The organism is Aestuariicoccus sp. MJ-SS9, assembly GCF_032586235.1.
Lineage (GTDB): Bacteria > Pseudomonadota > Alphaproteobacteria > Rhodobacterales > Rhodobacteraceae > Aestuariicoccus.
Genome location: NZ_JAWHTD010000041.1, coordinates 1 through 24160, shown reverse-complemented (window position 1 = coordinate 24160; position 24160 = coordinate 1). Strand labels below are relative to the sequence as shown.

The following is a 24160-nucleotide window of genomic DNA, read 5'->3' as shown; positions in this document are numbered from 1 at the left end:
TTTCAGTCATCTAGGTTTTAATGATGCCGAAGGCGCCAATGTGAAGATCATTTGATTGACTAATTTTGATGGTGAAACTACGCTGTAGCTGACCTCTGCGGCTTTCGATCGCCCAAAATGCGCAGGCCATAACCATGCTTCAAATTTCGGCACTCATTCACACCTGCTTTCCCTTTTCGGCTCATGCATGGGGGCTGTCTTGTTAAGGTATATTGCGTGGCGGCTGATCACCGCGATCCCCATCGTCATCATCGGAACCGCCTTTGTTTTCATGATGATTCATATCGCTCCGGGTGATCCGGCCGCGCTCATGGCGGGTGACAATGCGACGCCTGAGCAACTGGCGAGCATTCGCAGGCAGATGAATTTGGATGCGCCACTATGGGAGCGTTTTGCAATCTGGTTTGGTGATCTTTTGCGATTGGACCTCGGCCAATCGATTTTCTCCGGACAGGATGTGACGACTTTGATCGGGCAAAGGCTCGAAGTCACGCTGATGCTGACCGCGACCGCGCTTGTTGCAACGGTCATTATCGCGGTCCCGACAGGGGTGCTTGCGGGCTGGCTGATGGGACGCCCGTTTGATCGCGCGATCAGCCTGCTTTCGGGGCTGGCATTCTCAATCCCTCCCTTCCTGATCGGCTATATCGTCGTCTATTTCCTTGCGCTGAAGCTGCGCTGGATACCGGTGCAGGGCTACACGCCGGTATCCGAAGGCCTGTTGGCCTCTTTGCATTCCTTGGTGGGTCCCAGCCTGACACTTGCTGTGATCTTTTGGGCCCTTGTTTCGCGCGTCACCCGCGCGGCCATCATTGAAATCCTTCAGGAAGACTACATCCGAACCGCGCGCGCAAAGGGCCTCGGGGAGTTGGTCGTTGTTGGCAAACACGCCCTGATCAATGCGGGTATTCCGATTACCACGGTTATCGGACTTGGCGTTGCGGTAACGATTTCCGGTGTCGTTGTGACCGAGTCGGTTTTCAATCTGCCCGGCTTGGGCCGGCTGACCGTGGACGCAGTTCTGCAGCGGGATTTCCCCGTCGTGCAAGGCGTCATGATCTTCTTCATCGCCCTGCTGGTTGTCGTGAATCTTGTGGTCGATCTCTCCTATGTTCTGTTTGACCCAAGGTTGAGGAAGTAGGCGATGACTGACGCCAATCTGTTCGAGGCCGTCGAAAGGCAGTCGGGGATCCGCCGCTCGATCGGAGCCGCCTTGGGTGTTGTGAAAGATCTCGCGGCCACGCCCTACACCGCAATAGCTCTGATCACATTCGTGATCTTCCTGATCGTCGCCTTTATCGCGCCTGCGGTCATCAGCGATGCGACGTCGATCAACCCGCTTCTGAGATTGAAGCCGCCATCTTCGGATCATCTTTTCGGTACCGATCACTTGGGTCGGGAAATCATACTGATGGTACTTGTGGGGACGCGCACTTCGATGACGATCGGTCTGACGGTTGCGGCATTGACGGTCGTTCTGGGCGTAACAATCGGTTTGTTCGGCGGATACTTCCGCTGGGGTGAACTGACCTTGATGCGCCTGATGGACGGCATGATGGCGATCCCAAGCTTGCTCCTGGCGATTGCGCTCGTCGCGCTCTGGGGGGCTGGGTTTTGGACCGTGGTCGTGGCCATTGTTGTCAATGATACGCCGCGCATGGCGCGCGTCGTGCGCAGCACGGTTGTGAACGTCAAAGGGCTTCCATTCATCGACGCGGCGCGCACGATCGGAACTCCTACTTGGAAGATCCTCGGATTGCATATTTTGCCCAATACCATCGGGCCGGTGACCGTGCAGGCGACCTATGTCTTTGCTTCAGCCATCTTGATCGAGGCGATCCTCAGTTTTCTGGGCGCAGGCATGCCGCCCAGCATTCCCAGCTGGGGCGCGATGATCGCAGAAGGGCGCTTCATGTTTCAGATCGCTCCTTGGGTCATCATGATCCCTGGAGGGGCGCTGACGATCCTCGTTCTCTGCGTGAATGTGCTTGGCGATGCGCTTCGGGAACGGTTGGATCCCCGGCTTCGCGTTCGGAGGGATTGAGCCGATGAAGCATCCGCTACTCGAAATTCAGGATCTGAATATTTCGTTCGGGCGGACCAATGTTGTCCGCAATGTTTCCCTGCGGTTGGAGGCCGGACAAACGCTTTGCGTTGTCGGGGAGTCGGGGTCGGGAAAGTCCGTGACGGCGATGAGCCTTCTGAAGCTGCTTCCGACCCGCGCGAAAACCTGCGCGGCGAAAATTCACTTCAACGGGAAAGACATTTCCGGCCTCAAGGGAAGGGGGCTTCAGAAATTGCGCGGCGGCGATATTGCCATGATTTTTCAGGACCCGATGAGTTCGCTCAATCCCGCCTTCACTATTGGCAACCAGATCGGCGAGGCCCTGCGTCGCCATACGGATTTGTCGCATTCCGACGTCAGAAAACGGGTGCTGGAAGCGCTCGACATGGTGCGTATTCCCGAGGCTCGCGCCCGTGTCTCGGCCTATCCGCATGAGCTTTCCGGTGGAATGCGCCAGCGCGTCATGATCGCCATGGCTTTGGCATGCAGGCCCAAATTGCTCATTGCCGATGAGCCAACGACCGCGCTCGACGTCACGATCCAGGCGCAAATCCTCAGCCTGATCGACGAACTGAAGGATGACCTGGGAACAGGCGTGCTGTTCATTACCCATGATCTGGGCGTTGTGGGCGAAATCGCGGATGACGTTGCTGTCATGTATGCGGGCGAAATCGTTGAAAAGGGCAGTGCGGATCAAGTGCTATCGTCGCCTGCTCATGCCTATACGGTCGGTCTGATGGGGGCCAAGCCGCAACTTGGTAACAAGAGCGACCGTCTTACAGAAATACCCGGTACCGTTCCGCACCTCGATGCGCGCCCGCCGGGTTGCCAGTTTGCCCCCCGATGCTTCGCCGCTACCGGTGCTTGCACTGTACAGAAAATCGCTACCATCGAAGTCGGCCCAAGTCATATGACGCGTTGCATCCATCACCAATCCATCCGGGCAATCAAGGAACCGACACCATGACCGCATTGCTGGCGGCGCAGGCGGCGTCCAAAACATTCATCACGGATAAGGGGCGGAAATTACATGCGGTCAGTCACGTCGATGTAGAGCTCGCGGCTGGCGAAACGCTGGCGATTGTCGGCGAGTCCGGCTGCGGAAAGTCGACGCTGGCGCGCCTGCTGATCCGGCTTGACGAGCCAACGAGCGGGCAGATCGAATTTGAGGGTGCCGATGTCACGCATGCGCCCGAAGGCAAATTGCGCGGGTTTCGGCAATCCGTTGCGATGGTGTTTCAGGATCCCTACGCCTCGATCAACCCGAGACTGACCGCCCGATCAATCGTCCGTGAGCCATTGGACAATTTCCGACGTGGCACAATGGCGGAGCGGAATGAGCGGGTAAACTGGCTCCTTTCCCGCGTTGGGCTTGGACCGCAGCACGCCTCGCGGTTTCCGCACGAACTGTCGGGCGGGCAGCGACAGCGGCTGGCGCTGTCCCGGGCTTTGGCGCTCAGGCCGAAAGTGGTCATCGCTGATGAGCCCGTTTCAGCTCTGGACGTTTCCATTCAGGCGCAGGTGTTGAATTTGCTTCGCGAATTGCAGGCCGAGATGGGCCTCGGGCTGATTTTCGTCTCTCACGACATCTCTGTGGTGGAACATATCAGCCAGCGCATCGCGGTGATGTATCTGGGGCGGATTGTCGAAACAGGTTCGACAGAGTCGATTTTGTCAAAACCCAGTCATCCGTACACACATGCGCTGCTGGACTCTGTGCCGCGCTTCACGCCCGTCCGACGGCATCGGCGAGAGCTGATAAAAGGGGAAACTCCAAGTCCCTTTGACTTGCCGTCGGGCTGCGCGTTTCGAGCGCGATGCCCCAACGCGCAGGAGCTTTGCGCTCGGACGAGACCTGAACTTTCTGCGACCAGGGCGGGGCTGGTCGCATGCCATTTCCCTTTGGAAGGCACCTCGCTCAATCAAGAGCCAAGAACAAACCTGAATGGAGGGCCAAATGACATTTCCGACTTTTCATGATGAGGTCGAGGCGATCCGCTATCGGATTACATGGCGCGAACCCCTTGATCGGCCGATCCTTTTTTATGGTTCCTCTTCGGTTCGCCTTTGGGAAAGGATGTGCGAGGATCTTGGCTCGTTACGATTGATAAACGCGGGCATCGGCGGCGGATCGTTTAGGAGCGGGTTATTCCACCTTGAACGTATCCTCGACGTGATCGCTCCGCATGAATTTGTGATCTATTTCGGATCGAATGATATTGGTGCGTTCGGGCTTTCTGCGGAAGAAACCCTGGCGGATCAGCAACGCTTCCATCAAGCGATCCGCGCCAAAGCGCCCGAGGCGCAGATCACGTATCTTACCCCGGTTCCGGGGCCTGCGCGCTGGATCTGGATCGACGAGTACAAACGGTACAACGAGATCCTCGCGGAAGACGTCAGAAGCGATCCGAAAACGCGCATTATTGACGTTGCCAGTTGCCTCATGGGGGCCAATGACCTGCCTTACGGCCAGCATTTTCGACCCGACGGCATCCATCTGGAACCATCGGGCTATATGCAATGGTCAAATATTCTGAGGACGGAGCTCCCATTAAACTGAGCCGCGCCAGCGGCCCACGAATGAATCCCGGCGGCACTGTCACGGCAACTCAGGGTGGCCGTCAGCACCTTCCGAATTCGTCCTCAGGCAGCCACGATTTCCCGCCATTCCTCTGAGGCCCTGGCGCGAAGGATTTTCAGTGTGCGGCGAAAAATCAGCTGGTGTTGGACGTTGAAGTGGTTTGAGATGGCGGAGTGCGCGGACAGGAAGCGCTGAGCTGATCCGGGCGACTTGAACCTCATTTGCTGCCGCTCGCGGCGTCGAGTGGGCTGATGTGAAACCTCTGCCCGGTTGTTCGACCGCCCGCCTGTCACGTGCTGATCGGCCAGGTTCAACTCGCGCAAGGCAGCACCGTAGGACCGAAGCCGGTCCGTCACGATCTCATCAGGCAAATGGCCTTGCCGCTTCAGCGATTTCCGCAACAATTTACGGGCTGCTTTCCGGTCCCGCTTGGATTGGGCCAGGATGTCCAGACCCTCGCCCTCGTCATCGAAAGCATGTCAGAGATAGACGATCTTGCCACCGATCTTGAGGAAGACTTCATCCAGGTGCCATCGATTGGAGGGCCGAGGTCGGCGACAGCGGATCTGCTGAGCGTAGATGCGGCCGAACTTCAGCGCCCATCGCCGAACGGTCTCGTAGGAAACGTCGATGCCCGGATCGGCAAGCATGTCCTCGACATCGCGATAGCTCAGTGCAAACCGGAAGTAGAGCCAGACAGCATGCTGGATGATCGCCGGCGGGAACCGGTGGCGGGAGTAGGAGAATTGGCGCATGCAGGGCCATATAATCAAGCTTGCTCGATCGCCAACCGGTTAAAGTGACAGCGCCCTCGGGTGAACTGGCTGATTGCGAACCAGGCGTTCCTTTTTACACCGCTGATCGTTGGTCTGCGGGGAAATTCACTGGAAAACGCGCTCATTTATCCAACAGCCGCTTGGCCAACGACAAACAATTGACGCTGTAGGTCCACACATGGAAGCACCCTTGCAGACCTAGCAACGCTCCAATCTACATTGGGGTAACAAAGCTTCGGTATCAGCAAGTTCGAAGAGCGCAGTTCCTTCGGTGCTGACGGTCGCGGCGGCAGCTGCCACACCCCATTTCAGGGCTTGCTCGGGCACATCGCCCCTGGCAAGCGACAGCGTGAGGGCGCCAACCAGCGCATCCCCTGCGCCAATCTTGCTGCGTACCGGCACCTGAGGGGCATGGCAAAAAAACTTTTGATCGCCCGCAACCATGACAGACCCCTCTGAGCCGTGGCCGCAAACGACAATCTGCGCAACGCCGCGCTCAACAAGCTGTTTGGAGTATGCAAGATTCTCCGCGATTGATAGCAACGGACGATCGACCGCTTTTTCGATTTCACTTCGGTCAAGCCGCAGAACATCCAGAGGAGCTGACGGAGACTTGATCAGGTGCAACAGTGGCGCCTTGGAGGTGTCGACTATGAGACGACCATTGCGCTGTGAAACAGCGGCCTGCACCTTTTGCGGAAAATTGTCAGGAAGGCCATTGGCAACGCCGCCACTTAATACGACGAATTCATCCCGTTGGACTGTGTTGTAGATCCGGTCGAGTATTATCTGGGCTTCCGTTTCACTCACCGATTCCCCCGGCAGGGAAAATCGAAATTGTTCGCCCGACCCCGCATCGGTAACCGCTAAGCTGTAACCAGTTTCTCCGGCAACTCGGCATTCCACGGTTGGGACGTTTTCTGCCGCCAAAAGTGTCAACAGGCGATCACCCATTGGTCCACCAACCACGACGAACGCCTCGACACTACCGCCCAACCTTACAATCGCTCGGGCGACGTTCACACCTCCGCCACCCGGATCAACCCGCGGCGTCCCGCAATACAGTTTGGGCCCAGCCTCCACATGTTCTGTCGAGGTTGCATAATCGACGGCTGGTTTGAGGGTGATCGTCAGGATCTCTGGCACGTAACACCTTCCCGCATCTGAGTGGTCATCTTCGGACGATGGCCCGCGCACCATTCCTGAAGGTGCCTGCGGACCAAAACGACCGGGTAAATTCAACAACTCCATCGTTGCCCGGCCAAACTCAGGCCTGCAAGTTTCGGCACTGTCTGACACGGATCGGAGGGGTCATCTGATACTCTTTTTACGGATAGGCGGCACGAGAGCGCCGGCACGCTGTCCTGACGTCTCCTGCCCAAAGTTGATCGGTCCTAACGCAGTACGAGAACGGGTGTCTTGCTCAGAGCAATAACCTCGGCAGTCTGACTCCCAAGAAGCATTTTCTGCATCCCGCGGCGGCCATGTGACGCCATGACGATAAGATCGCAGTCTTCAAGAGTCGCGGTGTCCATAATGCCCTCAGCAGGTTTTTGGTCGTTGACGTGGCGTGTTTCGCAGGCCACGCCCATCGATGCCGCTTGGGCGGCCGCATCTTCAAGAATGGACTGAGCCGCGTTCCTGGCGGCTCCTTCATAGACCTCCACCGCATCGCGTTTACCGCTCTCGATATTGCTGGCCATCTCGAACGCGGACCAAGCCTCCGTCACAGTCACTACGACAGCGATGGCATCGACGGATTTCGCAAGTTGGAGCCCGTGTTCCATTGCCTTTCCTGCCAGTTCAGAGCCATCCGTGGCTATCAGAATTCGGCTATACATCTTGTTACTCCCTAGGTTCGTCTATGGATAACCCATGAAGGATTCCCACCTTCGCCTAGTCTCGCAAGGCCGCGGGACCTCGAATATGATCTTGGTCAAGATCAAGCTTGTTCGGCAGTAGCGCGAAAACCGTCATGCAATGATTGACTGAAGACAGGCTAATTCGGACCATGACTGACTTGACCGCAAGTCTCCCCACGGCAACCGTCGGAGGGGGGGCATCTCAAGGCGCTGGTCAGAAGAACAAGAAGTCCTCCTTCGTCAGGTTGGAGAGCCCCCATTGGGTGGTCCGGGTTGATTGTTAATGCATGGTCGGTCGCTGGTCCATCGGGACGATGCTCTCCGGAACCGGCGGCGAAGACAGCGTCGCGTATGAAGCCGATTCGCGCACTCCTATGCCAACAGCGTTCGGTTTCCCGCCTTAGATTTCGAAAACTTTTAAGTATTATCAGTAACTTGGAAAAGCTCCGCTTTACACACTGCCCGAAATCCCCATGCTCGCGGCCGAAAGGTGGTGAACGTTATGGCCGCAGCAGCCCAAGTCACATGGGCGAAGTTCGACGCAAAGCACTCGGAAATCATCGCGATTGGCGGTGTGCGGAAGTCTTTCTTCGGCACGTCGCAATGGCAACTCTCCGCAGAGGAGGCCGTTGCCGCGATGGAACACGACGAATGGCGTTTTTTCGTTGAAGTCGACAACACCAGGCATTGGGTTGAAATCGACGAGGAAGCTGACCGAGGCAAAACCCTGAGTGTCGACGGTCCGATCAAGGCCCTGATGTAGAGAAAAGCGGCGACTGCCGAGAGTCGGACAGGCTTGTTCCTGACCGGCAATTCGGTGTGTCCGGCACCTGCTACGCCACGTACCGTGGAAGAAGATGCGGAACGGGTGTGCGGCCCAACCGTTGACCTAGACGGAAATCCGATGCGGCGCGGTGAACTTGGCGCGCCGACGGGTCCAAACGATGAAAGGAATGAGATGACCGAGAAGAACCCGGAAAAGGGATACGTAGCCTTGCTTGGCTGGAGCCTGAACGCAATTGATGCGGTCGACCGATTCGACCGCCGATATGTCGTGGTCGCTCCGCCCTGGGCAGAGAATTATTGCAAGCAAAACGACATCCCCTTTGTCGGTTGGGATTTCGACCGGCTGAACGAACGCTCTCACGAGCTTGCCCAAGAGCTCGAAAACATGGGTGTCGACGTTGCCATTCCGATCTTTGAAGAAACCGTGGAGTGGGCCGGGGCGGTCAACGCTGTGCTGCTCAAGAATCCGCGCCTTCTAGGACAGGCGATGCTGTTCCGCGACAAATCGCTGATGAAGCGCAGAGCGCAGCTTGGAGGCATTCGCGTCGGCGTTTTCGAAGAAGCCCATGACCGTGGCGACGTGATCCGTTTCCTGAAGCGCGTGAACCAAACGCTGCTGAAGCTAGACGGCGATCCCAACGATCCGATCCACTTTAAGGCTTTTGACAAGTCGGGCACCGCTGGTCACCGGGTAATCCGGACGCCTGAAGACGTGGACAACATCCCCGATGACGAGTTCCCCGCGCTGCTGGAAAGTCATCTGGATGGCTGGGAATTCGCGGTCGAAGCATGGATCAAGGACGGCAAGATTCAGTTCCTCAACATCTCTGAATACGTAACGCTTGGCTATTCCGTTTTCGTGCCCGCGACGCCGGAACTTGAAGAGCATCGCGCGCGGATCACCGAAGAGATCGAAAAGCTGATCGACACGTTCGACATCGAATTCGGCTTTATCCATCCCGAATACTTCCTGACCAGTGACAACAAGCTTTACTTCGGTGAGGTCGCCTATCGCCCACCGGGCTTCAACGCGTTGGAACTGATCGAGCGCGCCTATGGCTTCAACGGCTATCAGGGCCTCGTGTTGGCCTTTGACCCGAAAACCACTCAAGAGGAGCTGGACGCGTTCTTCCCCAAGCCGATCGAGGACGCCAAGGGCCATGCCGGGTGCTTTGGCGTTTATCCGCGCCGGCGCGTGGTCAGTCGTCTGGAAGTTCCGGAGGAAACGGCCAACCATCCGTTCTTCGAGTTTCACGAGCTTTCCGATCCTCGCGAACAGAAGGTTGCGAAACGGTCGGCCTTTGGCACACATTGGGGACTTGCCTACTTCTTTGGCGACAATCCCCACGAGCTGCGCGATCTGCTCAAGCAACAGGAAGAACTGGACTATTACGTCTGATGACCACTGAAAACGCGCATTTCGAAAAGCGCAGCCGATCCGAGGACAACCGCGCCGTACTTGCGCGGTTGTCCGGCACGCTCGACGTCGCGATCGACCGGCTGGAGCGGGTCAGTTCTTTTGCCAAGGCGCGCTATCAGCGCCCGGTTCTCGATGTCATTGCGCGCATCATGCATCGCACCGGCGGGCTTGATTTGATTGTCGAGCGCGCGCCGCGCATGGACAAAGCCGGATTGTTTGCCGGATCGGATTGGGATCGTCCTGAAACCTTGTTGCCCCAGCTGGTCGGAACGACATTGGCGTCGGAAGACCCGACCTTTCAGGCGCTGGAGGCTGCCAACCTCGCCCGGTTCGTGAGTGTTGCGACCGGTACGTCGCGGCACGACAACCTGCATCAGGACAGCGCGCGGCATTTCCTGACGCAGGTGCTGGCCCTGAATCTGCGCGACGTCTTTGGACAGAGCAATGAGGCCACCCGGGCGCTTGGCGACCGGATGTTGGTCAAACAGAATATCCTACAGGCAGTCGCCAATCATGTGGGTCTCAACGATGTCTTGGGCGTTCTTGTCACCGAAATCTGGCGTCTGCTGGAACAGCGATCCGTGCAGGTTTCGGTGGTCAAGGACATGATCGCCCAGATTGCCATTGCTCTTAACGAAAAGGGCACCGAGCCCGGAACCACGCGGTTGGGCGCAGAGCGGCTGGTCAGCGCGCTCTTCGGCCCTACGACCGCCTCTCTGGACGATCCGGGTATCGATGCCTATCTGGCCAGGATTGCCAATGCCGACAAGGCCGGGCTGTCGCGCGAAGCAATGGGGTTTGCACGCGCCATGCATGACACCGGGCTGGTGTCGGACTATCACGCTGCCTTTCTGATCTGGGCACTGGATTACGGCGACCGGCCGCTGATCCCCGAAGCGCTTGGGCTGGGCACGACGGGGCTTGATTGCTGGCGGCATTACAGACGTCTTGTCGAGGATCTGATCCGCGCAGCCGTCACGCCGGCCACGCCGCAGGCTGTCTACGGTCTGGCGCAGCTGCTTGAACGTGGCATTCTGCACCATTCACCCATGGTTCCAGCGCTTCGGTGGCAAATCGAGATGCCGCTGCGCGGACAGGCGCGGGACCGGATCGCTCTGGGCTTTGGCGACGCGGTGTCCCCCGAAACGCATCTTCTGGCGGGCGTCTTGCAGGTCATCGGGCAACCGCTGGGCGTGGGCCAAGGCGCCAACCCAACCTGCCAGTCGGCGCGCGCTCTTGCGATGTGGGCGCTGAACGATCCCGACTACCTGCTGCACCTCGTCAGGCAGGCATCGGAGTTCGATACGGTTCTGATGCAGTTCGAAGGCACGCCGATCAATTCTGCCGACCTGCCCGCCGGTCTTGCCGGGTTCGGCCCGATCGACGCCGACCCGGTCTCGGTTCTGCTGGTATCGCATCTTGACCGGATCTATGCGGAAATGGGCCGGATGTGTGCCGGACGCGAAGGCGATCCACACCGTTGGATAAACCCGCAATTCCACGGCTGGTGGGTCGCCCGCGATTGTGCTGTCGCTGTCGACGTAACCACCGGCAAGCTTGCAGATTACGAAGAGTTTCTAAAGCGGTTCATCTCGGCGTACCACCCACATCACAACGGTGGCCGACCGCTCAATCATCCGCAACCGGCCGGGCTTGCCGTGACCGACGCCCATCAACAATTTGTCGGCTGGCACGCCATCTCGATTCTGCGCGTTGCCGAAGATCAGACGGGGAACATGCGGATATATTTCTATAACCCGAACAACGATAGCGGGCAGGATTGGGGTGGTGGTGTTGTCGTCTCGACATCCGGCAACGGAGAGCGATATGGCGAAGCGTCGCTTGAATTCGAGAAGTTCCTGTCACGGATCTATTTGTTCCACGACGATCCCCTTCGCCCCAAACGCGCGATTGCAAAAGGCGCATCCGATGTGGTCGCCACTGTCAAAGATATGGCGCTGAGCAGTTGGGCAGCAGGCCGGGAGCTCCAAGTCGAACCGGACCCGGCCTAAGCAGCGCGGCGCGCCCGGTCTCGTGCGCCTCTTTTCGGACATGTCTGTGACGGGCAACTATTGGCTCGTCTGGCACGAAAACTAGGCCTTTGCGCGCCGCGCGGAGGACGTTGTCGAACTGCTTGTAATCGTTGCCAGTTTGTAGTTTCGTTCTGCCTCATCGAAATCTGGATCCGGGCGGTCAAAGCGATCAAGGCTTGGGAAGAAATGATGCAGACGATCAATCCAGCGGGTAACGGCAGTTGGATCGAGCTGAAAGTCTCCCGCAAAGTCCAGGGCGGTCAGTGGAGCTGTCACGCTTTAATGCCGCTCCAAGTTCTCATTTACGCAGCCTGAGCTTGGAAGGCCAAGGGGCTTTTCCAGCCCAGAGCTGAGTGCCGGCGGCGCGGATTGTAGAAGCCGTTGATGTATTCGAAGTTCGCCAGCTCGGCTGCCCGGCCAAGGCCGCTGCCACAGCAGCTCAGCCTTGATCGTCCTGAAGAAGGTCTCGACGGCCGCGTTGTCGTAGCAGTTTCCGGTCCCGCGAAAATGTTTGAGCGGGGGCTTTGACGATCACTTCTGGATCGACTGGAGATAATAGACCAGCGAGAGAATACGGCCTTGAGCTATGTGATCAGCATCAGCTGCGCTCATCCCTCTATCTTGGAGCGCATCAGCTTTGAAGTAGCTTCCCCAAATCGGCATTTCGGCTTGTCCATGTGCTTTATATACGCCGTTCGCGATGGACTGGTAAACCTCGGAGAACGGGAATGCTCCTCCCGAACGTTCGGACAAAGTCGTCAAATCTGCAGGCGGGACACGCAGCAGCTCTACAACATCGCCGCTTCCTGTCCCATCATCGCCATGACAGATGGCACAATTTGCGCCGTAGGAAGATTTCCCGAGAATCAACGCGGACTCGTCAGCCTGAACGGCCCCGGCGCCGGTGAGAAAGATGGCCAAGGCCAGTCCTTGAAAGTTTCTCATTGTCCCCTCCCATTTTCGCGGCACTTTGGAAAGGGTAGGGGCAAAGTGCCACCGCGGCGATGATCTATGTCAATGCCGTTGGCACGATCCGCTATTGACTGATTGGGTCAAAGACTCTAATAGTCTGAAATTACTTAAATATTTTGAACATCGTTCTTTCAATCACCTAGCTGGGTAATGCTTTTGGGAGAACCTTGGCTTCAGCGTCGCGATCGAAGCTTTCCATCGTGACCTGCCCCCGTGCTCACTAATTCAAAACGAGAGTATGCGGGTCTGGTTTTCATATTCCTGGGTTTCGTTCTGGGCAAGCGCGCAGGACGCGGAGCCGTCATGTTGTCAACACTTGCGACATCCACACTCGCCGTCTCGATGATCGTCTCCTGACCTGAAACCCGAAACTGAGCCTGAAGACCTTCCGATTTTGACGGGTCTTGATGATGCGGATACAGCAGTGTCAGTCGAGGGGCTTTGTACAGGTGCGCAAGGTCCGTCGGACGATAATCTGAAAACGCCGATTGCAGCACCACTCCGCGGCCGCCGAAGTTAAAACAGAAACCGAACCCGAGCCTGCGTAAGAAAACGGTCCACCATGTCCGAAAAAGTCTGACGATGGACAGGTCACTATGGCACGGCGCCAGTGGATGGGTTCAAGCCCAACCTGGTAGGCATCTATAACGCCTCGGGAAACGTCTGGGAATGGACAGCGGATCGCTTTCGCATCGCGTCGCTGAAGGCGAAGGCGAAAGACCGCAACGCACGGGCAAAGCGGGAGGGTGAAAGGGTCTTGAAAGGCGGTTCATTCCTTTGTCACGCGAGTTACTGCTGGCGCTACCGCATCGCCGCGCGAACAGGCCGGGCACCCGACACGGCGGCCAGCCATACCGGCCTGCGCCTTGCATACAGCCTGTAATCATTCGTTGCTGCTTAGCGCGTCTTGGAGTTCAGGCCACTCGATCGGCGCACAAGGTTGCTGACAGGCTTTTCGTCCAGACGCTCGGACTACGGAATAATCGCTCCGGAGACGAAAGCTGGAATTTTCAGTCTAATAGGCGATGAAGAGAGGACATGCGGTAGAGGTCGGCAATGGAGAGGATTGTGTTGAAAAACTCGGGGTCCGGACCGAAGCGGCCAAATTCACAGAACATTTTTCCGCCAAAGCCCGCTTTTTCGGAAATTGTTTTCTGAGGGTTGGTTTGGAGGGAAGTTGTTCCGAAATTTTGGTGCGAATTTTGCGGTGTCGAGTTTTTCAACACTATCCAGAGCTTTGCAGACCTTCGTGCGCGTCAACCGAACGACCGAAAAGTCCGAAACCCGGCCGTAGCCTCGATTTCGGCGAACTTCTGGAGCAGGAAAAAGCCGTCGTTGGGCCCCAGCAATTTGACACAATGCATCTTGGTCTCGACGCGGCTCCGGCGGTGAAATCCACTCCATCCACTGCCCTGCAGGGCATCACGCAGTGATGTCCCGAGAGGGTCGCCAGATCGCGCAACCGAGGTATCGAGAGGTGTTACACAGCGCCCCATCCGACCTCAAGCCGAGTTCCTTTGACAGAACCCAACCACGCGGACAGGGTGACCATTGTTGCCAGGGCCGCCCGCTTCATGCGCTCACGCGCCGCCTACGATCCGGCCTGGATCGTCGCCAGGTAGTAGACCAGTTCGAGGATGCGAGCCTGCGCCGTAGGCACGCCGCTCTTGCCCATGCCGTACTCGCCCTCCATGGCGATGACGTCGGCGTTGAAGCGATTGCCCCAGATCGGCATCTCGCTAGTGCCGTGGCCGCGCGTTTGCTCGGCGTCGGCGATGGTGGCATAGACCGCCTCGATCGGGAACGTCCCGCCGTTGCGCGCCGCGATCATCGTTAGGTCTGCGGGTGCGCTCTTCATGAAGTCGATGATAGGCCCGTTGCCCTTGCCGTCGACGCCGTGACAGGCGGCGCAATTCGCCATGAAGGCGGCCTCGCCGATCTTGTCCTGCGCGACGGCCATCGCCGGTAACGCCATAATGCCTGCAAGAGCCGTGGAAAACAGTATTGCCTTGTGGTCCATTAGTGCCTCCCTGAAGCGGTGACTGGAGAGTATTCAGAGTTTTCGCGCTTCGACAGGCGAAACGGTAGGCCGCCCTGCCTGCCCCTCGCCTTGATCTGCGTCATGGCGATGCGGAGCCCCGATCCGCCGCGCCGTCAAGATAGCGCAGAATCGCCGCGCGCGCCGGGGCGTCGGGCAGGTGGTGGCGGATCAGGAAGGCGTCGATCGTTTCGATGCCATAGAGATCGGCGTGCCGGACCAGCATCACCTGCGTCAGAATGCGGGAATGGCAGAAGGTGCAGTGCTGCTCGATTACGGTGCTGGGATCGGGTGGCGGGGCCGCGTCGGCATCCCCCTGTCCCGCCAGCGCCATCAGCGCGGCGGTCAGGCCGGGCAGGATCGGGAACCGAGTTTCGACGCGCATGACAGCGTCCTCCATCCAAAAATTTGGACCGGCGGGGCGCTGGTGTCCTTGACTTGGGTCATGGCACGGGGCAGTGCGTTTAAGGGGCGAATGTCGAACCGCGTCGGCACCGTTAGAGCCGCGTTCGGGGATGTCGTTGCGATCGCTCTCCGATCTCAGTCCAATGCTGCACTAGCGGCCCAAACCCAGACGTGCCTGTCCCTGGAAGAAACGACATGGTGTGATTGCGGCGGTCGCTATCCGGTGGCGAACGAGGTCCGGTATGTTGGCCTCTGCCCGATCCACCAAGGGCATCCGATTGACCGTTCCCTTAGTGGCACCACGGTCAAGGCAATCATCAAGTCAGCAGCGCGAAAGGCCGGTTTTGCGCCTGACGAAGTGCACACATTCAGCGGCCACTCGACGCGTGTGGGGGCGGCCCAGGAGCTGCTGCGACGGGGATTTGATACCGCGGCGATCATGCGGGCTGGAGGAGGGAAATCGGTGAACGTTCTGGCGCGCTACCTGGAGCATGCGGAGCACAATGTCTAGGCATGAAGCCAAGCGGAGATGTGAAATTCACTACCCGACGTCCTGATAAGGCCCACTACCGAACGGACGGTTTCTCCAAGGCAGACTGATCCGTGCGGTAAAGCTCTTCCTGATTTTCAAGGCCTGCTGGGATGGGACAATGTCGCAAGCACCGGCCCCGCCAGCCCCACTAACAGCACGAAACCGATCGCATATAGCATAGCAGCGGTCGCAACGTTCTGGCCCAGAAGGAAGCCTGCCGCCGCTATGGCGGTTATCGGCTCGAAGCCGAAGAGCAGCCCGGCCCATGTCGAACTGATCCGCTGGCTCGCTTGGTTCGGGCTGATTCCGATCTGGAAAAGGGCATATCCGAGCCCCGTGCAAAGCGCTCCCGCTAATGCGCCCGGTACGGATAAAATGACATCCAGGCTGGCTTTAAGGGCATCCGGTTCGGAAATGCCAAGGAACAATATGGCCCAGAGAGTTCCGTAGCCGAGATATAGCATGACGCAGGCAATATCGGCGCGACGCTCGGCCGTGCGGCACAGGACCGGCAATGCACCATAGATGATGCCCGCGCTCACCGCGTACACGAAGGCCATACCCGAGAAACCGAACCCGGGACTTGAACTCTGAACAGTGGCGCTGACCGCAATCAGAACGGAGAGCAGGACGAAGACGTGACCGATCCGGAAGCGAAACCCGAATTGTAACACCATGCCAGTCACAGCGGACGCGGCAACGAGGACAACGATCACGGGCAAGATATCGGCAATCGCCAACGCTCGGGTATACAACTCCACTGTCGCCCATCCCAACAGCAGGCCAACACCGCACAGCCGCACATGTTCTTTCGGCGGCCGGATCAAGGAGCGCGGCCGAAAGAGGACGCACAACAAAAACAGTGTGAGCGTTCCCCAAGCCAAACGGGCGATCACGATCTGCGAGGGTAGCGCGTCAGCTATCAGCAGCATCTCAGTCGGCACAACGGCCATGCCGATGGCACTCGCTCCACCGGCAAACGCCAAGGCGCGCATAAGGAGAGAGAGGGACATCTGATCGGTCTCGACAAAGGCCAGCTGATCGGAGCGGTTCAAGCGGTTACTGGCCCGTGCCGCTATCTCGTCGATCGACGGCATCAACACGGCTCCCGAGTTGCAGGCATGGTGGGTGGTCGCTCGCCAGCACCTTGAAGCGCCAAGTCAATTTCGACAGGATACCCTCGGTGGCGAGTGATCCCTCTTCGCGGGACGAAAGGATTTCTCTGTGACAATGCACCAACCGTCATCTCGCGCGAAAATCGCACTGGCGGTTCCATTCCATTTCCAATCACTTCAATTAGGTAACGAGAAGTTACTTCACATGGGAACCAAGCTCCTGCGAGGCTCCTCAGAGGAATTGGCGAGTTCTGAACGATATTTGGCGTACTGTGTGTCTTCCGGCAGCAGATACATTGGCATCGCTAGCACAAGTGCGCTAAGTTTGAAGTTCCCGTCGACGAGGAATCGGTTTGAGTGTTGAAGTTTTGATGGGAGGTCCACGCGTCGTCGCCATGTTGATGTATCCGCAGGTCTCATGCGTAGACGTCACCGGCACGCTGGAGCCCTTTGGGCTTGCCAACTTCCTGACAGGTCAGAGGCTGTACCAGCCGGTCACGGTGTCAATTGATGCAGCCCCTGTGCCAGCGGCCGGAGGGTTCCTGCATCTCTTACCGACAGGCCGTTTCGACGAGCTCCCCGAACAGATCGATCTGATGCTCGTCGCGGGCGGACCAGGGTGCTTTGACGCCGCCGGGGACGAGGATCTGTTGGCGTGGATAAGGCGCTTGGAGCCGCGTTGCACGCGCATAGGCTCGGTCTGCACGGGAGCGACGGTACTTGCAGCCTCTGGGGTGGCGGACGGCCACCAGATCGCAACCCATTGGCTCGAAGCAATACGCCTGAAACGAGAAAATCCGCTGGTCGAGCTCAAAGAAGATGCGATTTTTGTTAACTCCGGCAAGCTGTGGACCTCGGCTGGCATGCTGGCTGGTATCGACATGGCCTTGGCTCTGATCGAGCAAGACCATGGTCGTCAGCTAGCTTTGGAAATTGCCCGCTTCATGGTCCTTGTCCTGCGACGAGAGGGCGGGCAGTCACAATTCAGCCCGCAGATGATGGCCGACGCCACCGAGGACCCCCGCATACGGCGCGTACAGCTTCATATCTGGGAAAACCCGTGCGGAGACCTGTCAGTGGCCCGACTGGCAACAATCTCGGCGATGAGCGAGCGGTCCCTGGGTCGGCGTTTCAAGCAGATTACGAACGCCACGCTGTCCCGTTATATCGAGGATGTCCGGCTTTCGTCTGCTCGGAAACTGCTCGAGACCTCAGAGCAATCTGTTCAAACTGTTGCATCCAATACCGGGTTCGGAACGGCCGCCTCGATGCGGCGGGTCTTCAAGCGGCGGCTCGGCACTTCCCCAAGCTCCTACAAAAAATCTTTTGGAACGGTCCCCGCCAGGACCCCTGGAAAGCTCACGGAAGCTGACGTGGTTCCGGTAGATTTGATGGGTGTCGTGAACGGAAAATCGGTCTGGTAGGTCGATCAAATAGCAGAAGCCAAACAGTAAAATGACCTCGCGCACCGTTTCGGTGGGGGCTTTACGACCGTGAACCGTTCGCGCCTTGGTCGCAGGGTCGCAGGGTCGCAGGGTCGCAGGGTCGCAGGGTCGCAGGGTCGCGTGACGCTGCTCGGCGATGTAGCGCACTCCATGCTTCCGCATATGGGGCAAGGTGCCAACCAGGCCATTGAGGACGCCGCGCTGTTGGCTCTACTTCTGAAGGGGTGCGACAAGGACCAGGTTGCCGCTGCGCTTCGGACCTACGAGGCCACGCGGCGTGCGCGAACGACAAAGGTCCATGAAGCCGCGCGGCGCAACGGATTGCGCTTTTCCCGGTGCCTATCCCGATCCCTTAAAGAGAGACGAGGAAATCCGCTCGGCGCGAGACTTGCGACTTCGGCTATTCGACTATGACGTGACGGCCGAGGTCGCGCCTGGCGGCGCAGCCGCCAGATGATCCAGGCCGCCTCGCTTGGCAACCGCGTTCAGAGTGCGTCCATTTTGGAAGTCTGCATAGCGGAATTTGGCAGTCCTTTGTTCCCGCCAACCGGACGGCACGTTCGTCCGCACGGCTGACCTTGCTCTGCTTTTCGACGCTGCAATATGGCACGAAAGACCGCTTCGGCGAAGCTGCACCTCAGCGATGAGCACCCTGCCGAAGGTCCGGTCAGGGCCGTCAGCGTCGAGGTGTCACGCCCGGAGAACGCTCCGAGTGCCGCAGCTCCGCTTTGAGCCCAAATTGATCCTCGGTCAAATCGCAGCAATAGGTGATTGTTTGGACCGCCTTGTCGTCCTCGGCCCATCACTCGAGATGTTCTTTTTCCGCTCGATTTGAGCTAGACATATTTAATGTTGAAGCTCTTCGCCCACCTCGCGATTTTTCTGCTGGCAGCAGCCGCAGCAGCCGCCGAGGATGTGGCCGATTTCGAACCTCTTCCAGTCGGTCTCGATGCACGCGAACCGTCGGTCTTTGCAACTCGAGACGGGCGCCTCCTGATGAGCTGGATTGAGGCATCGGGAAACAGCTTTCTCGTCAAGATGGCCGTGCGAGAGGGCGGGTTTTGGAGCGAACCGCGCGCCGTGACGACCTCATCCGATCTTTTTGTCAATTGGGCCGATTTCCCGTCCATCGCTCAATTTGCCGATGGCACGCTGATTGCCCATTGGCTGCAGAAGTCGGGCGGTTCGAGCTACGCCTATGACATACGCCTGGCACTGTCGCGCGACGATGGCGAAACGTGGAGCGAACCGAGCGTGCCTCATCGAGACGGACAGAAAGCGCAACACGGCTTCGTCTCTCTAGTCCCACTGGTTGACCAGATGGTCGCGGTCTGGCTGGATGGTCGTGCTTACGACGGCGACCTGGTGGAAGCCGGAGCCATGCCGGGTCAGATGCAGCTCCGGTCGGCTATGGTGTCGCCAGATGGCTCCATAGGCCCGGATATTGCAATAGATTTCACCACCTGCTCCTGCTGCCAGACAGCTGCGGCAGCCCTGGGGGAGGAGGTGCTCGTCACTTATCGTGACCGCACCGAAAACGAAATCCGCGACATCTCCCTGACAAAATTTAGCGATGGGCGATGGTCGGCCCCGATATTGGTGCATGCCGACAACTGGGAAATCTCCGGATGTCCGGTCAACGGTCCGGCGATCGCAGCCCAGGACCAGCGCGTTGTCGTTGCGTGGTTTACGGGCGCAGGCGACGTTCCAGCGGTCAAAGTGGCGTTCTCCGAAGATGCGGGGGTCAGCTTTGGCGAAGCCATGCGGATCGACCTAGGACAGCCCACCGGACGTGTCGATACCCTGATGCTTGACGATGGAACGACCTTGGTCACTTGGGTGGAGTGGCAAGGGAAGGCCGAAGCCCTACTGCTGTGCCGGGTCACGACCGATGGATGTCACGACACCCGAACGCTGGCTTTGAACGCCGAGGGGAACTCGATGAATTTCCCGAAAATGGCGGCAACACGTGAAGGGCTTTTTGTTGCCTGGACACAGCCCCTTCCTGACGGACGCGACACGATCCGAATGCTGAGAACGGTGCCTTGATACGTGGCCCGCAGGCGCTCTGGTTTACGCGGGAATTCTCCCTACGGGCAGCATCTGTATGCTATGGTGACTTGGCCAGGCTGCTTGCACCGGCGCGATATTTAAAAAGAACTTAGGGAGGACAATGATGTTTGCACGTGTAACCAAATACAAGATGAAGCCTGGATCGCGGGACGCAGCGACCGCGTTGCTGAACCAGTTGAAAGAAAAGATCATGGCCATGAACGGCATGCACAATTTCGTCAACGTGATGAACGAAGACGGCAGCGGGTATGTGATATCGGTGGTCGAGAGCCAAGAGACCTCCGACGCCAATGCCGAAAAGGTCGCGGCACTTTGGGGCCAGTTCGCGGATTATCTGGAAAGCCCGCCAACGCCCGAGGGATATGACGTGATTGCAAATTGGGCCAACTGAGAGCCAAGAATTAGTCGGCGGGTCCGTCCCGCTGACACCTCAAGGCGATTTGCTTCCGGGGACTTTTAAGAGCATTTTAATTCGGCTCCTTGGAGAAACAGGAATGGCCCGCCCGAATGAACACAAAGCGTTTTCCTACCGTGAAGACCCGAACGTCCCAGATTTCGATGATGACGGCCTGATTGCCGTGATGGACGGCGATTGCGCCGTCTGTTCGTTGGGCGCGCGCTTGATCGCGCGGTTCGATCGTCGTGAGCAGTTCAAGATTTGCATAGTTCAATCGCAAACCGGTACGGCTTTGGTTGAGCACTACGGTCTTGATCCCCAAGATCCCGAAACCTGGTTGTTTCTTGAGAATGGAAAAGCGTGGTCCGGAATGGAAGCGATCATCCGGATTGGGGAAGGCTTGGGCGGCATTGGGCGTGTTTCGACAGCGATGCGTATCCTTCCGCAACCCTTTCGCGAATGGCTTTATCGCCGGATTGCACGCAACCGGTACCGCTTCGGCCGAACCGACATGTGCGCTCTTCCGGACGAGCGCCTCCGCCGGCGGTTGATGAACTCAAGAAAGAGGCGTCATGCCAATTCAAACTTCGAACAGTGAATGACACTCTCAGGCTTACCTTCATCTGTTATCAGTCAATTTTGTCCGTAACGGAGCTCTGGTCGACGCTCGTGAGTGCTACGCAGCTCTGGAAACCGAACCCAAGGCCGCGGCATTTACGGAAATCAGCTTCCGGCAGACACGGCGCGGTTCAGATCCCTTTTGTCGACATGGCCTAATTTGCTCCACAACAGCGCTTGTATTTCCGTCCTGACCCACACGGGCAGGGATCATTTCTGCCCATTTTGTTGGCGCTTCGGTAGGGAGCGGAGGATTGGAACTGTGAGCTTTCCCACGATAACAGATCGGCCGGGTTGGAGCCTTTCGTCCAGCGATTAAGAGCTATGACCATGTCTGTGATCAGGTCCGGCGCTTTGTCCTGCAGTTCGGAGATCGTGCTTGCCGGCAGATCACTGTCGCCTTCGACGATCCCATGAAGCGTTAGCATCATATTGACTGAGGCGGCGGCCTCCTCATCGCCGCTCTCGACAATCTGTTCCCACACACCCGACCTGAGACGCATAGCGCGCTCAAAGCCTGACACCCACATTTCCCAAACGGTCTCATCCGTACGGGTATCATGGTCAAAGACCGGCCCGTATTCGAACTCGGGAGGTATCAATGACTGCGCCACGTCGTTGTAGTGCGCCATGATAAGATCGAGCGCGTTCTGCAGTGCTTCTTCGGAGCCGAACTCTGGCATGCCACCGGAGCCCCAGACCTCCGGCAGCCATTCGCTTGGCGGGATCATTTCCGGGCAGACAAGCAAGCCAGCGCAGAAACCGTCGAACTCGGACAAGAGCATCCCATCTTCGTCCGTAACGGCTAGAAGTAAGTTATCGAGAGTACTTAGGCGGTCATCGGAGGGCATGCGGGTTTCATATCAGCTATGAGGTTAGAGATACTCGGCTTTCTTGAGCCTGATCGGATCAAGTGTATTCGGTCGACATGCCATTACCAAGGGCGGCCTGGCTGCGCATAGCACGAAAGGCCGTTCAAGGGGCGTCGGTCCCAGTGCGGATCCCTCTGGATCAGCTCGTGTCGCTCTCTCTGGGGCGTTGCCCGATCCGGATGCCAGGACGGTCATTCGCTGAGCCGATGAATTCGATGCCGGCGGCTTCTAGGGTAGCCCTCAGTTTTTCAAGAGTGGTCGTTGTGGTTGTCGGGATTCCATCAGAAGACTCGAGTTTTACGAGAGTTCTTCGTGAAATGCCGGCACGCTCGCATAATTCCGTAGCGCTCCAACCAAGCATAGCTCTTGCACCACGAATTTGCATAGCGGTAAGCACTTGACTCACGCTCTTTTGTGCGCAAATAGTGATTTTATATGCGCAAATTGGGAAAAAATGTCGAACAAGGCTGGCGCTCCGAATTCCAGCGCCTCGAAGGCGCCTACGCACCGTCAACCATGCGCAGTTACCGCACTGATGTCGAGGCGTTCGAAACCTGGAGCCTGGAAAATGGTCTGGCTGTGCCTTTTCCTGCGAGCGTTGAGACTGTTTGCCGATTTTTGGAAGACCAGGGAAAAACAAAGGCGCCATCGACGGTGCGAAGGCGCCTCTACGCCATCCGCAAAGTCCATCGGCTTCTCGACTTGCCCGACCCGACCAATGCCGAGGACATCAACCTTGCTTTTCGGCGCGTGCGACGGGCAAAGCCTGTGCGCCCAAAACAGGCGCGCGGCATGACGGCGGATGACCTCAAGCGTTTCCTCGAAGTGCAACCCGATAGTCCTTGGGGGCTCCGCAACATGGCAATGCTCTCTTTGGGATATGAGCTGATGACCCGGCGCTCCGAGCTGGTCGCTCTCCGCGACGAGGACGTTGAGTATCGCGCTGATGGCACGTTGCGCGTGCTGATCCGCCGCAGCAAAGCCGACCAGGAGGGCTGGGGGCGTTTTGGGTTTTCATCCATCGCAAGCGCCGATCGTTTGCGTGCGTGGCAGCAGTGGAAAGGCGACACAACGGAGTGGCTCTTCTGCCCGATCTACCAAGAGCATCCCATCGATCGTTCGCTAAGCGACACCACGGTCAAGGCACTCATCAAGTCTGCGGCCCAAAAGGCCGGTTTTGCGCATGACGAAGTGCGCTCATTCAGCGGCCATTCCATGCGTGTGGGAGCGGCGCAGGAACTGCTGCGAAGAGGATTCGACACCGCGGCGATCATGCGCGCTGGTGGATGGAAATCCGTGAATGTGCTGGCGCGATACCTCGAACACGCAGAGCACAATGTCTGGGTTTGAGGGTAACGCTGTGCGCTGTCGTGGTTCAGTGTCTGATATGCCAATGCCCATTATCGTCGCATTTTTTGAGGCATCGCTTTTCGATCCTCTAACGGATATCCGCAGGCCGCGCGGCGATGTGCCATTAAGTCCGTGGGTCAAGCCCGGTTTTGCAGGCTTTTTTCACCTAACAGTGATCGTCGCGGTTTGTGGTTATTTGTTCGAACCTTTGACGCGGTACGTTTGACCGCTGGCCTTGATGAAGCCCTCATTGAGGGTTGGCTTGGGATATGTCCCGGTTTGAAAGACCGCGTCCTTCGCTGAAATGGTTCCAGACAGAGAAGTGAATGGCGATGGATGTTTCAGACGTGGAAACCGCGAAAGAGTTTCATCGCCTTCCCCTGATTGAATAAGAATGCGCGAAATCTCATATTGGCTGTTGCGCCGTCGACCGCTTGCTTGGAGGTCATCGCGTCGCATAGTGCGAATCGCGGCCTTACAGCAGGGAAACGCTAACGTTTCATGACGCACTTCGATGCCGCGTTCGCGCGGTGGGTCCTCCTCATTGCAGACGGAGAGCGGGAATTGGACACATAGCGTCGCCATACGGTTGAACCCGGGGCTCGGCTTGAAATATTTAAGTTGCGAGCCCTTGGTCGTGGCAGGACGCGTCGAAAACGCCCTACCCGCCTCGAAACAAGTTAAACCAATAAGGCGAACCGGATTATCAATCAGTCGCTTACAGGCGCTTTTCGGGCTAAGGAGGCGTTGTTGCAAAAGTCTGTCGGCGAAGGATTCACTTCGTGAATCCATGCCGTTAGACGCGTTGTATGAACAAGCC

The 24160-nt window shown here is 57.9% G+C and carries 24 protein-coding genes and 4 pseudogenes; 16 read left to right on the top strand and 12 right to left on the bottom strand.

Annotation, left to right across the window (positions count from 1 at the left end; all coding sequences use genetic code 11):
* Positions 1-199 precede the first annotated feature (199 nt).
* Genes RXV88_RS19255 through RXV88_RS19235 form a run of 5 tightly spaced genes read left to right on the top strand, consistent with a single transcriptional unit; the run spans position 200 to position 4625 of the window.
* Complete coding sequence (locus RXV88_RS19255; RefSeq protein ID WP_316295124.1) at positions 200-1141, top strand: ABC transporter permease; 942 nt, start codon at positions 200-202, stop codon at positions 1139-1141.
* A gap of 3 nt (positions 1142-1144) precedes the next feature.
* Positions 1145-2044 carry an ABC transporter permease gene (locus RXV88_RS19250; protein WP_316295123.1) on the top strand — a complete coding sequence of 300 codons (900 nt, stop codon included), beginning with the start codon at positions 1145-1147 and terminating at the stop codon, positions 2042-2044.
* A 4-nt stretch (positions 2045-2048) separates the two neighbouring features.
* Complete coding sequence (locus RXV88_RS19245) at positions 2049-3032, top strand: ABC transporter ATP-binding protein (RefSeq protein ID WP_316295122.1); 984 nt, start codon at positions 2049-2051, stop codon at positions 3030-3032.
* On the top strand, positions 3029-4045 hold the full coding sequence (locus RXV88_RS19240; protein WP_316295121.1) for an oligopeptide/dipeptide ABC transporter ATP-binding protein: 1017 nt from the start codon (positions 3029-3031) through the stop codon (positions 4043-4045). The genes RXV88_RS19245 and RXV88_RS19240 overlap by 4 nt, the downstream gene beginning before the upstream one ends.
* Positions 4023-4625, top strand: a complete 603-nt coding sequence (locus RXV88_RS19235; RefSeq protein ID WP_316295120.1) for a GDSL-type esterase/lipase family protein — start codon at positions 4023-4025, stop codon at positions 4623-4625. Before RXV88_RS19240 ends, RXV88_RS19235 begins: the two co-directional genes overlap by 23 nt.
* Before the next feature lie 83 nt (positions 4626-4708).
* On the opposite strand, the pseudogene RXV88_RS19230 reads toward RXV88_RS19235, so the two are convergent.
* From RXV88_RS19230 to RXV88_RS19220, 3 genes and pseudogenes are all read right to left on the bottom strand, one after another.
* Positions 4709-5401: pseudogene (locus tag RXV88_RS19230) on the bottom strand (IS6 family transposase).
* Between the two features lie 219 nt (positions 5402-5620).
* Positions 5621-6568, bottom strand: a complete 948-nt coding sequence (locus RXV88_RS19225; RefSeq protein ID WP_316295119.1) for a 1-phosphofructokinase family hexose kinase — start codon at positions 6566-6568, stop codon at positions 5621-5623.
* 248 nt (positions 6569-6816) lie between these two features.
* The gene (locus RXV88_RS19220) at positions 6817-7263 is read right to left on the bottom strand and encodes a universal stress protein (RefSeq protein WP_316295118.1); all 447 of its coding nucleotides are present in this window, start codon (positions 7261-7263) and stop codon (positions 6817-6819) included.
* A 523-nt stretch (positions 7264-7786) separates the two neighbouring features.
* On the opposite strand from RXV88_RS19220, the gene RXV88_RS19215 reads away from it, so the two are divergent.
* From RXV88_RS19215 to RXV88_RS19205, 3 genes are all read left to right on the top strand, one after another.
* Complete coding sequence (locus tag RXV88_RS19215; RefSeq protein WP_316295117.1) at positions 7787-8047, top strand: hypothetical protein; 261 nt, start codon at positions 7787-7789, stop codon at positions 8045-8047.
* Positions 8048-8242: 195 nt separating this feature from the next.
* On the top strand, positions 8243-9469 hold the full coding sequence (locus RXV88_RS19210; protein WP_316295135.1) for a carboxylate--amine ligase: 1227 nt from the start codon (positions 8243-8245) through the stop codon (positions 9467-9469).
* The gene (locus tag RXV88_RS19205; protein WP_316295116.1) at positions 9469-11502 is read left to right on the top strand and encodes a hypothetical protein; all 2034 of its coding nucleotides are present in this window, start codon (positions 9469-9471) and stop codon (positions 11500-11502) included. The genes RXV88_RS19210 and RXV88_RS19205 overlap by 1 nt, the downstream gene beginning before the upstream one ends.
* Positions 11503-11825: 323 nt before the next feature.
* On the opposite strand, the pseudogene RXV88_RS19200 reads toward RXV88_RS19205, so the two are convergent.
* Positions 11826-12024: pseudogene (locus RXV88_RS19200) on the bottom strand (integrase core domain-containing protein); the annotation flags it as partial.
* A 30-nt stretch (positions 12025-12054) separates the two neighbouring features.
* Positions 12055-12444 (bottom strand): c-type cytochrome, encoded by a 390-nt coding sequence (locus RXV88_RS19195; RefSeq protein WP_316295115.1) that lies wholly within the window; start codon positions 12442-12444, stop codon positions 12055-12057.
* 655 nt (positions 12445-13099) lie between these two features.
* On the opposite strand from RXV88_RS19195, the pseudogene RXV88_RS19190 reads away from it, so the two are divergent.
* Positions 13100-13378, top strand: a pseudogene (locus RXV88_RS19190) (formylglycine-generating enzyme family protein); the annotation flags it as partial.
* A 127-nt stretch (positions 13379-13505) separates the two neighbouring features.
* On the opposite strand, the gene RXV88_RS19185 reads toward RXV88_RS19190, so the two are convergent.
* From RXV88_RS19185 to RXV88_RS19175, 3 genes are all read right to left on the bottom strand, one after another.
* Positions 13506-13718 carry a hypothetical protein gene (locus tag RXV88_RS19185; RefSeq protein WP_316295114.1) on the bottom strand — a complete coding sequence of 71 codons (213 nt, stop codon included), beginning with the start codon at positions 13716-13718 and terminating at the stop codon, positions 13506-13508.
* A 368-nt stretch (positions 13719-14086) separates the two neighbouring features.
* The gene (locus RXV88_RS19180; protein WP_316295113.1) at positions 14087-14515 is read right to left on the bottom strand and encodes a cytochrome c; all 429 of its coding nucleotides are present in this window, start codon (positions 14513-14515) and stop codon (positions 14087-14089) included.
* 100 nt (positions 14516-14615) lie between these two features.
* Positions 14616-14918 carry a hypothetical protein gene (locus RXV88_RS19175; protein WP_316295112.1) on the bottom strand — a complete coding sequence of 101 codons (303 nt, stop codon included), beginning with the start codon at positions 14916-14918 and terminating at the stop codon, positions 14616-14618.
* A gap of 90 nt (positions 14919-15008) precedes the next feature.
* Between RXV88_RS19175 and RXV88_RS19170 the strand changes: the two genes are divergently transcribed.
* Positions 15009-15449, top strand: a complete 441-nt coding sequence (locus RXV88_RS19170; RefSeq protein WP_316295111.1) for a tyrosine-type recombinase/integrase — start codon at positions 15009-15011, stop codon at positions 15447-15449.
* Between the two features lie 116 nt (positions 15450-15565).
* On the opposite strand, the gene RXV88_RS19165 is transcribed toward RXV88_RS19170, so the two are convergent.
* The gene (locus tag RXV88_RS19165) at positions 15566-16567 is read right to left on the bottom strand and encodes a hypothetical protein (RefSeq protein ID WP_316295110.1); all 1002 of its coding nucleotides are present in this window, start codon (positions 16565-16567) and stop codon (positions 15566-15568) included.
* A gap of 413 nt (positions 16568-16980) precedes the next feature.
* On the opposite strand from RXV88_RS19165, the gene RXV88_RS19160 reads away from it, so the two are divergent.
* The 5 genes from RXV88_RS19160 (at position 16981) to RXV88_RS19145 (ending at position 21098) form a co-directional block, all read left to right on the top strand.
* Positions 16981-18009 (top strand): GlxA family transcriptional regulator, encoded by a 1029-nt coding sequence (locus RXV88_RS19160; RefSeq protein ID WP_316295109.1) that lies wholly within the window; start codon positions 16981-16983, stop codon positions 18007-18009.
* A 69-nt stretch (positions 18010-18078) separates the two neighbouring features.
* The gene (locus RXV88_RS23750) at positions 18079-18444 is read left to right on the top strand and encodes an FAD-dependent monooxygenase (protein WP_410468846.1); all 366 of its coding nucleotides are present in this window, start codon (positions 18079-18081) and stop codon (positions 18442-18444) included.
* 435 nt (positions 18445-18879) lie between these two features.
* On the top strand, positions 18880-20079 hold the full coding sequence (locus RXV88_RS19155) for a sialidase family protein (RefSeq protein WP_316295108.1): 1200 nt from the start codon (positions 18880-18882) through the stop codon (positions 20077-20079).
* A 127-nt stretch (positions 20080-20206) separates the two neighbouring features.
* A complete protein-coding gene (locus RXV88_RS19150) occupies positions 20207-20494 on the top strand; it encodes a hypothetical protein (protein WP_316295107.1) in 288 nt (95 codons plus the stop codon).
* A gap of 103 nt (positions 20495-20597) precedes the next feature.
* A complete protein-coding gene (locus RXV88_RS19145) occupies positions 20598-21098 on the top strand; it encodes a thiol-disulfide oxidoreductase DCC family protein (protein ID WP_316295106.1) in 501 nt (166 codons plus the stop codon).
* 175 nt (positions 21099-21273) lie between these two features.
* Here RXV88_RS19145 and RXV88_RS19140 read toward each other — a convergent pair whose 3' ends face one another.
* Together RXV88_RS19140 and RXV88_RS23745 are read right to left on the bottom strand one after the other, a co-directional pair.
* The gene (locus RXV88_RS19140; RefSeq protein WP_316295105.1) at positions 21274-21969 is read right to left on the bottom strand and encodes a UPF0149 family protein; all 696 of its coding nucleotides are present in this window, start codon (positions 21967-21969) and stop codon (positions 21274-21276) included.
* 160 nt (positions 21970-22129) lie between these two features.
* Positions 22130-22375 (bottom strand): helix-turn-helix domain-containing protein, encoded by a 246-nt coding sequence (locus RXV88_RS23745; RefSeq protein WP_410468845.1) that lies wholly within the window; start codon positions 22373-22375, stop codon positions 22130-22132.
* Between the two features lie 50 nt (positions 22376-22425).
* On the opposite strand from RXV88_RS23745, the gene RXV88_RS19135 reads away from it, so the two are divergent.
* Entirely contained in the window at positions 22426-23340 is a 915-nt protein-coding gene (locus RXV88_RS19135) for a tyrosine-type recombinase/integrase (RefSeq protein ID WP_316295104.1), read from the top strand.
* A gap of 192 nt (positions 23341-23532) precedes the next feature.
* On the opposite strand, the pseudogene RXV88_RS19130 reads toward RXV88_RS19135, so the two are convergent.
* Positions 23533-24160, bottom strand: a pseudogene (locus RXV88_RS19130) (hypothetical protein); the annotation flags it as partial.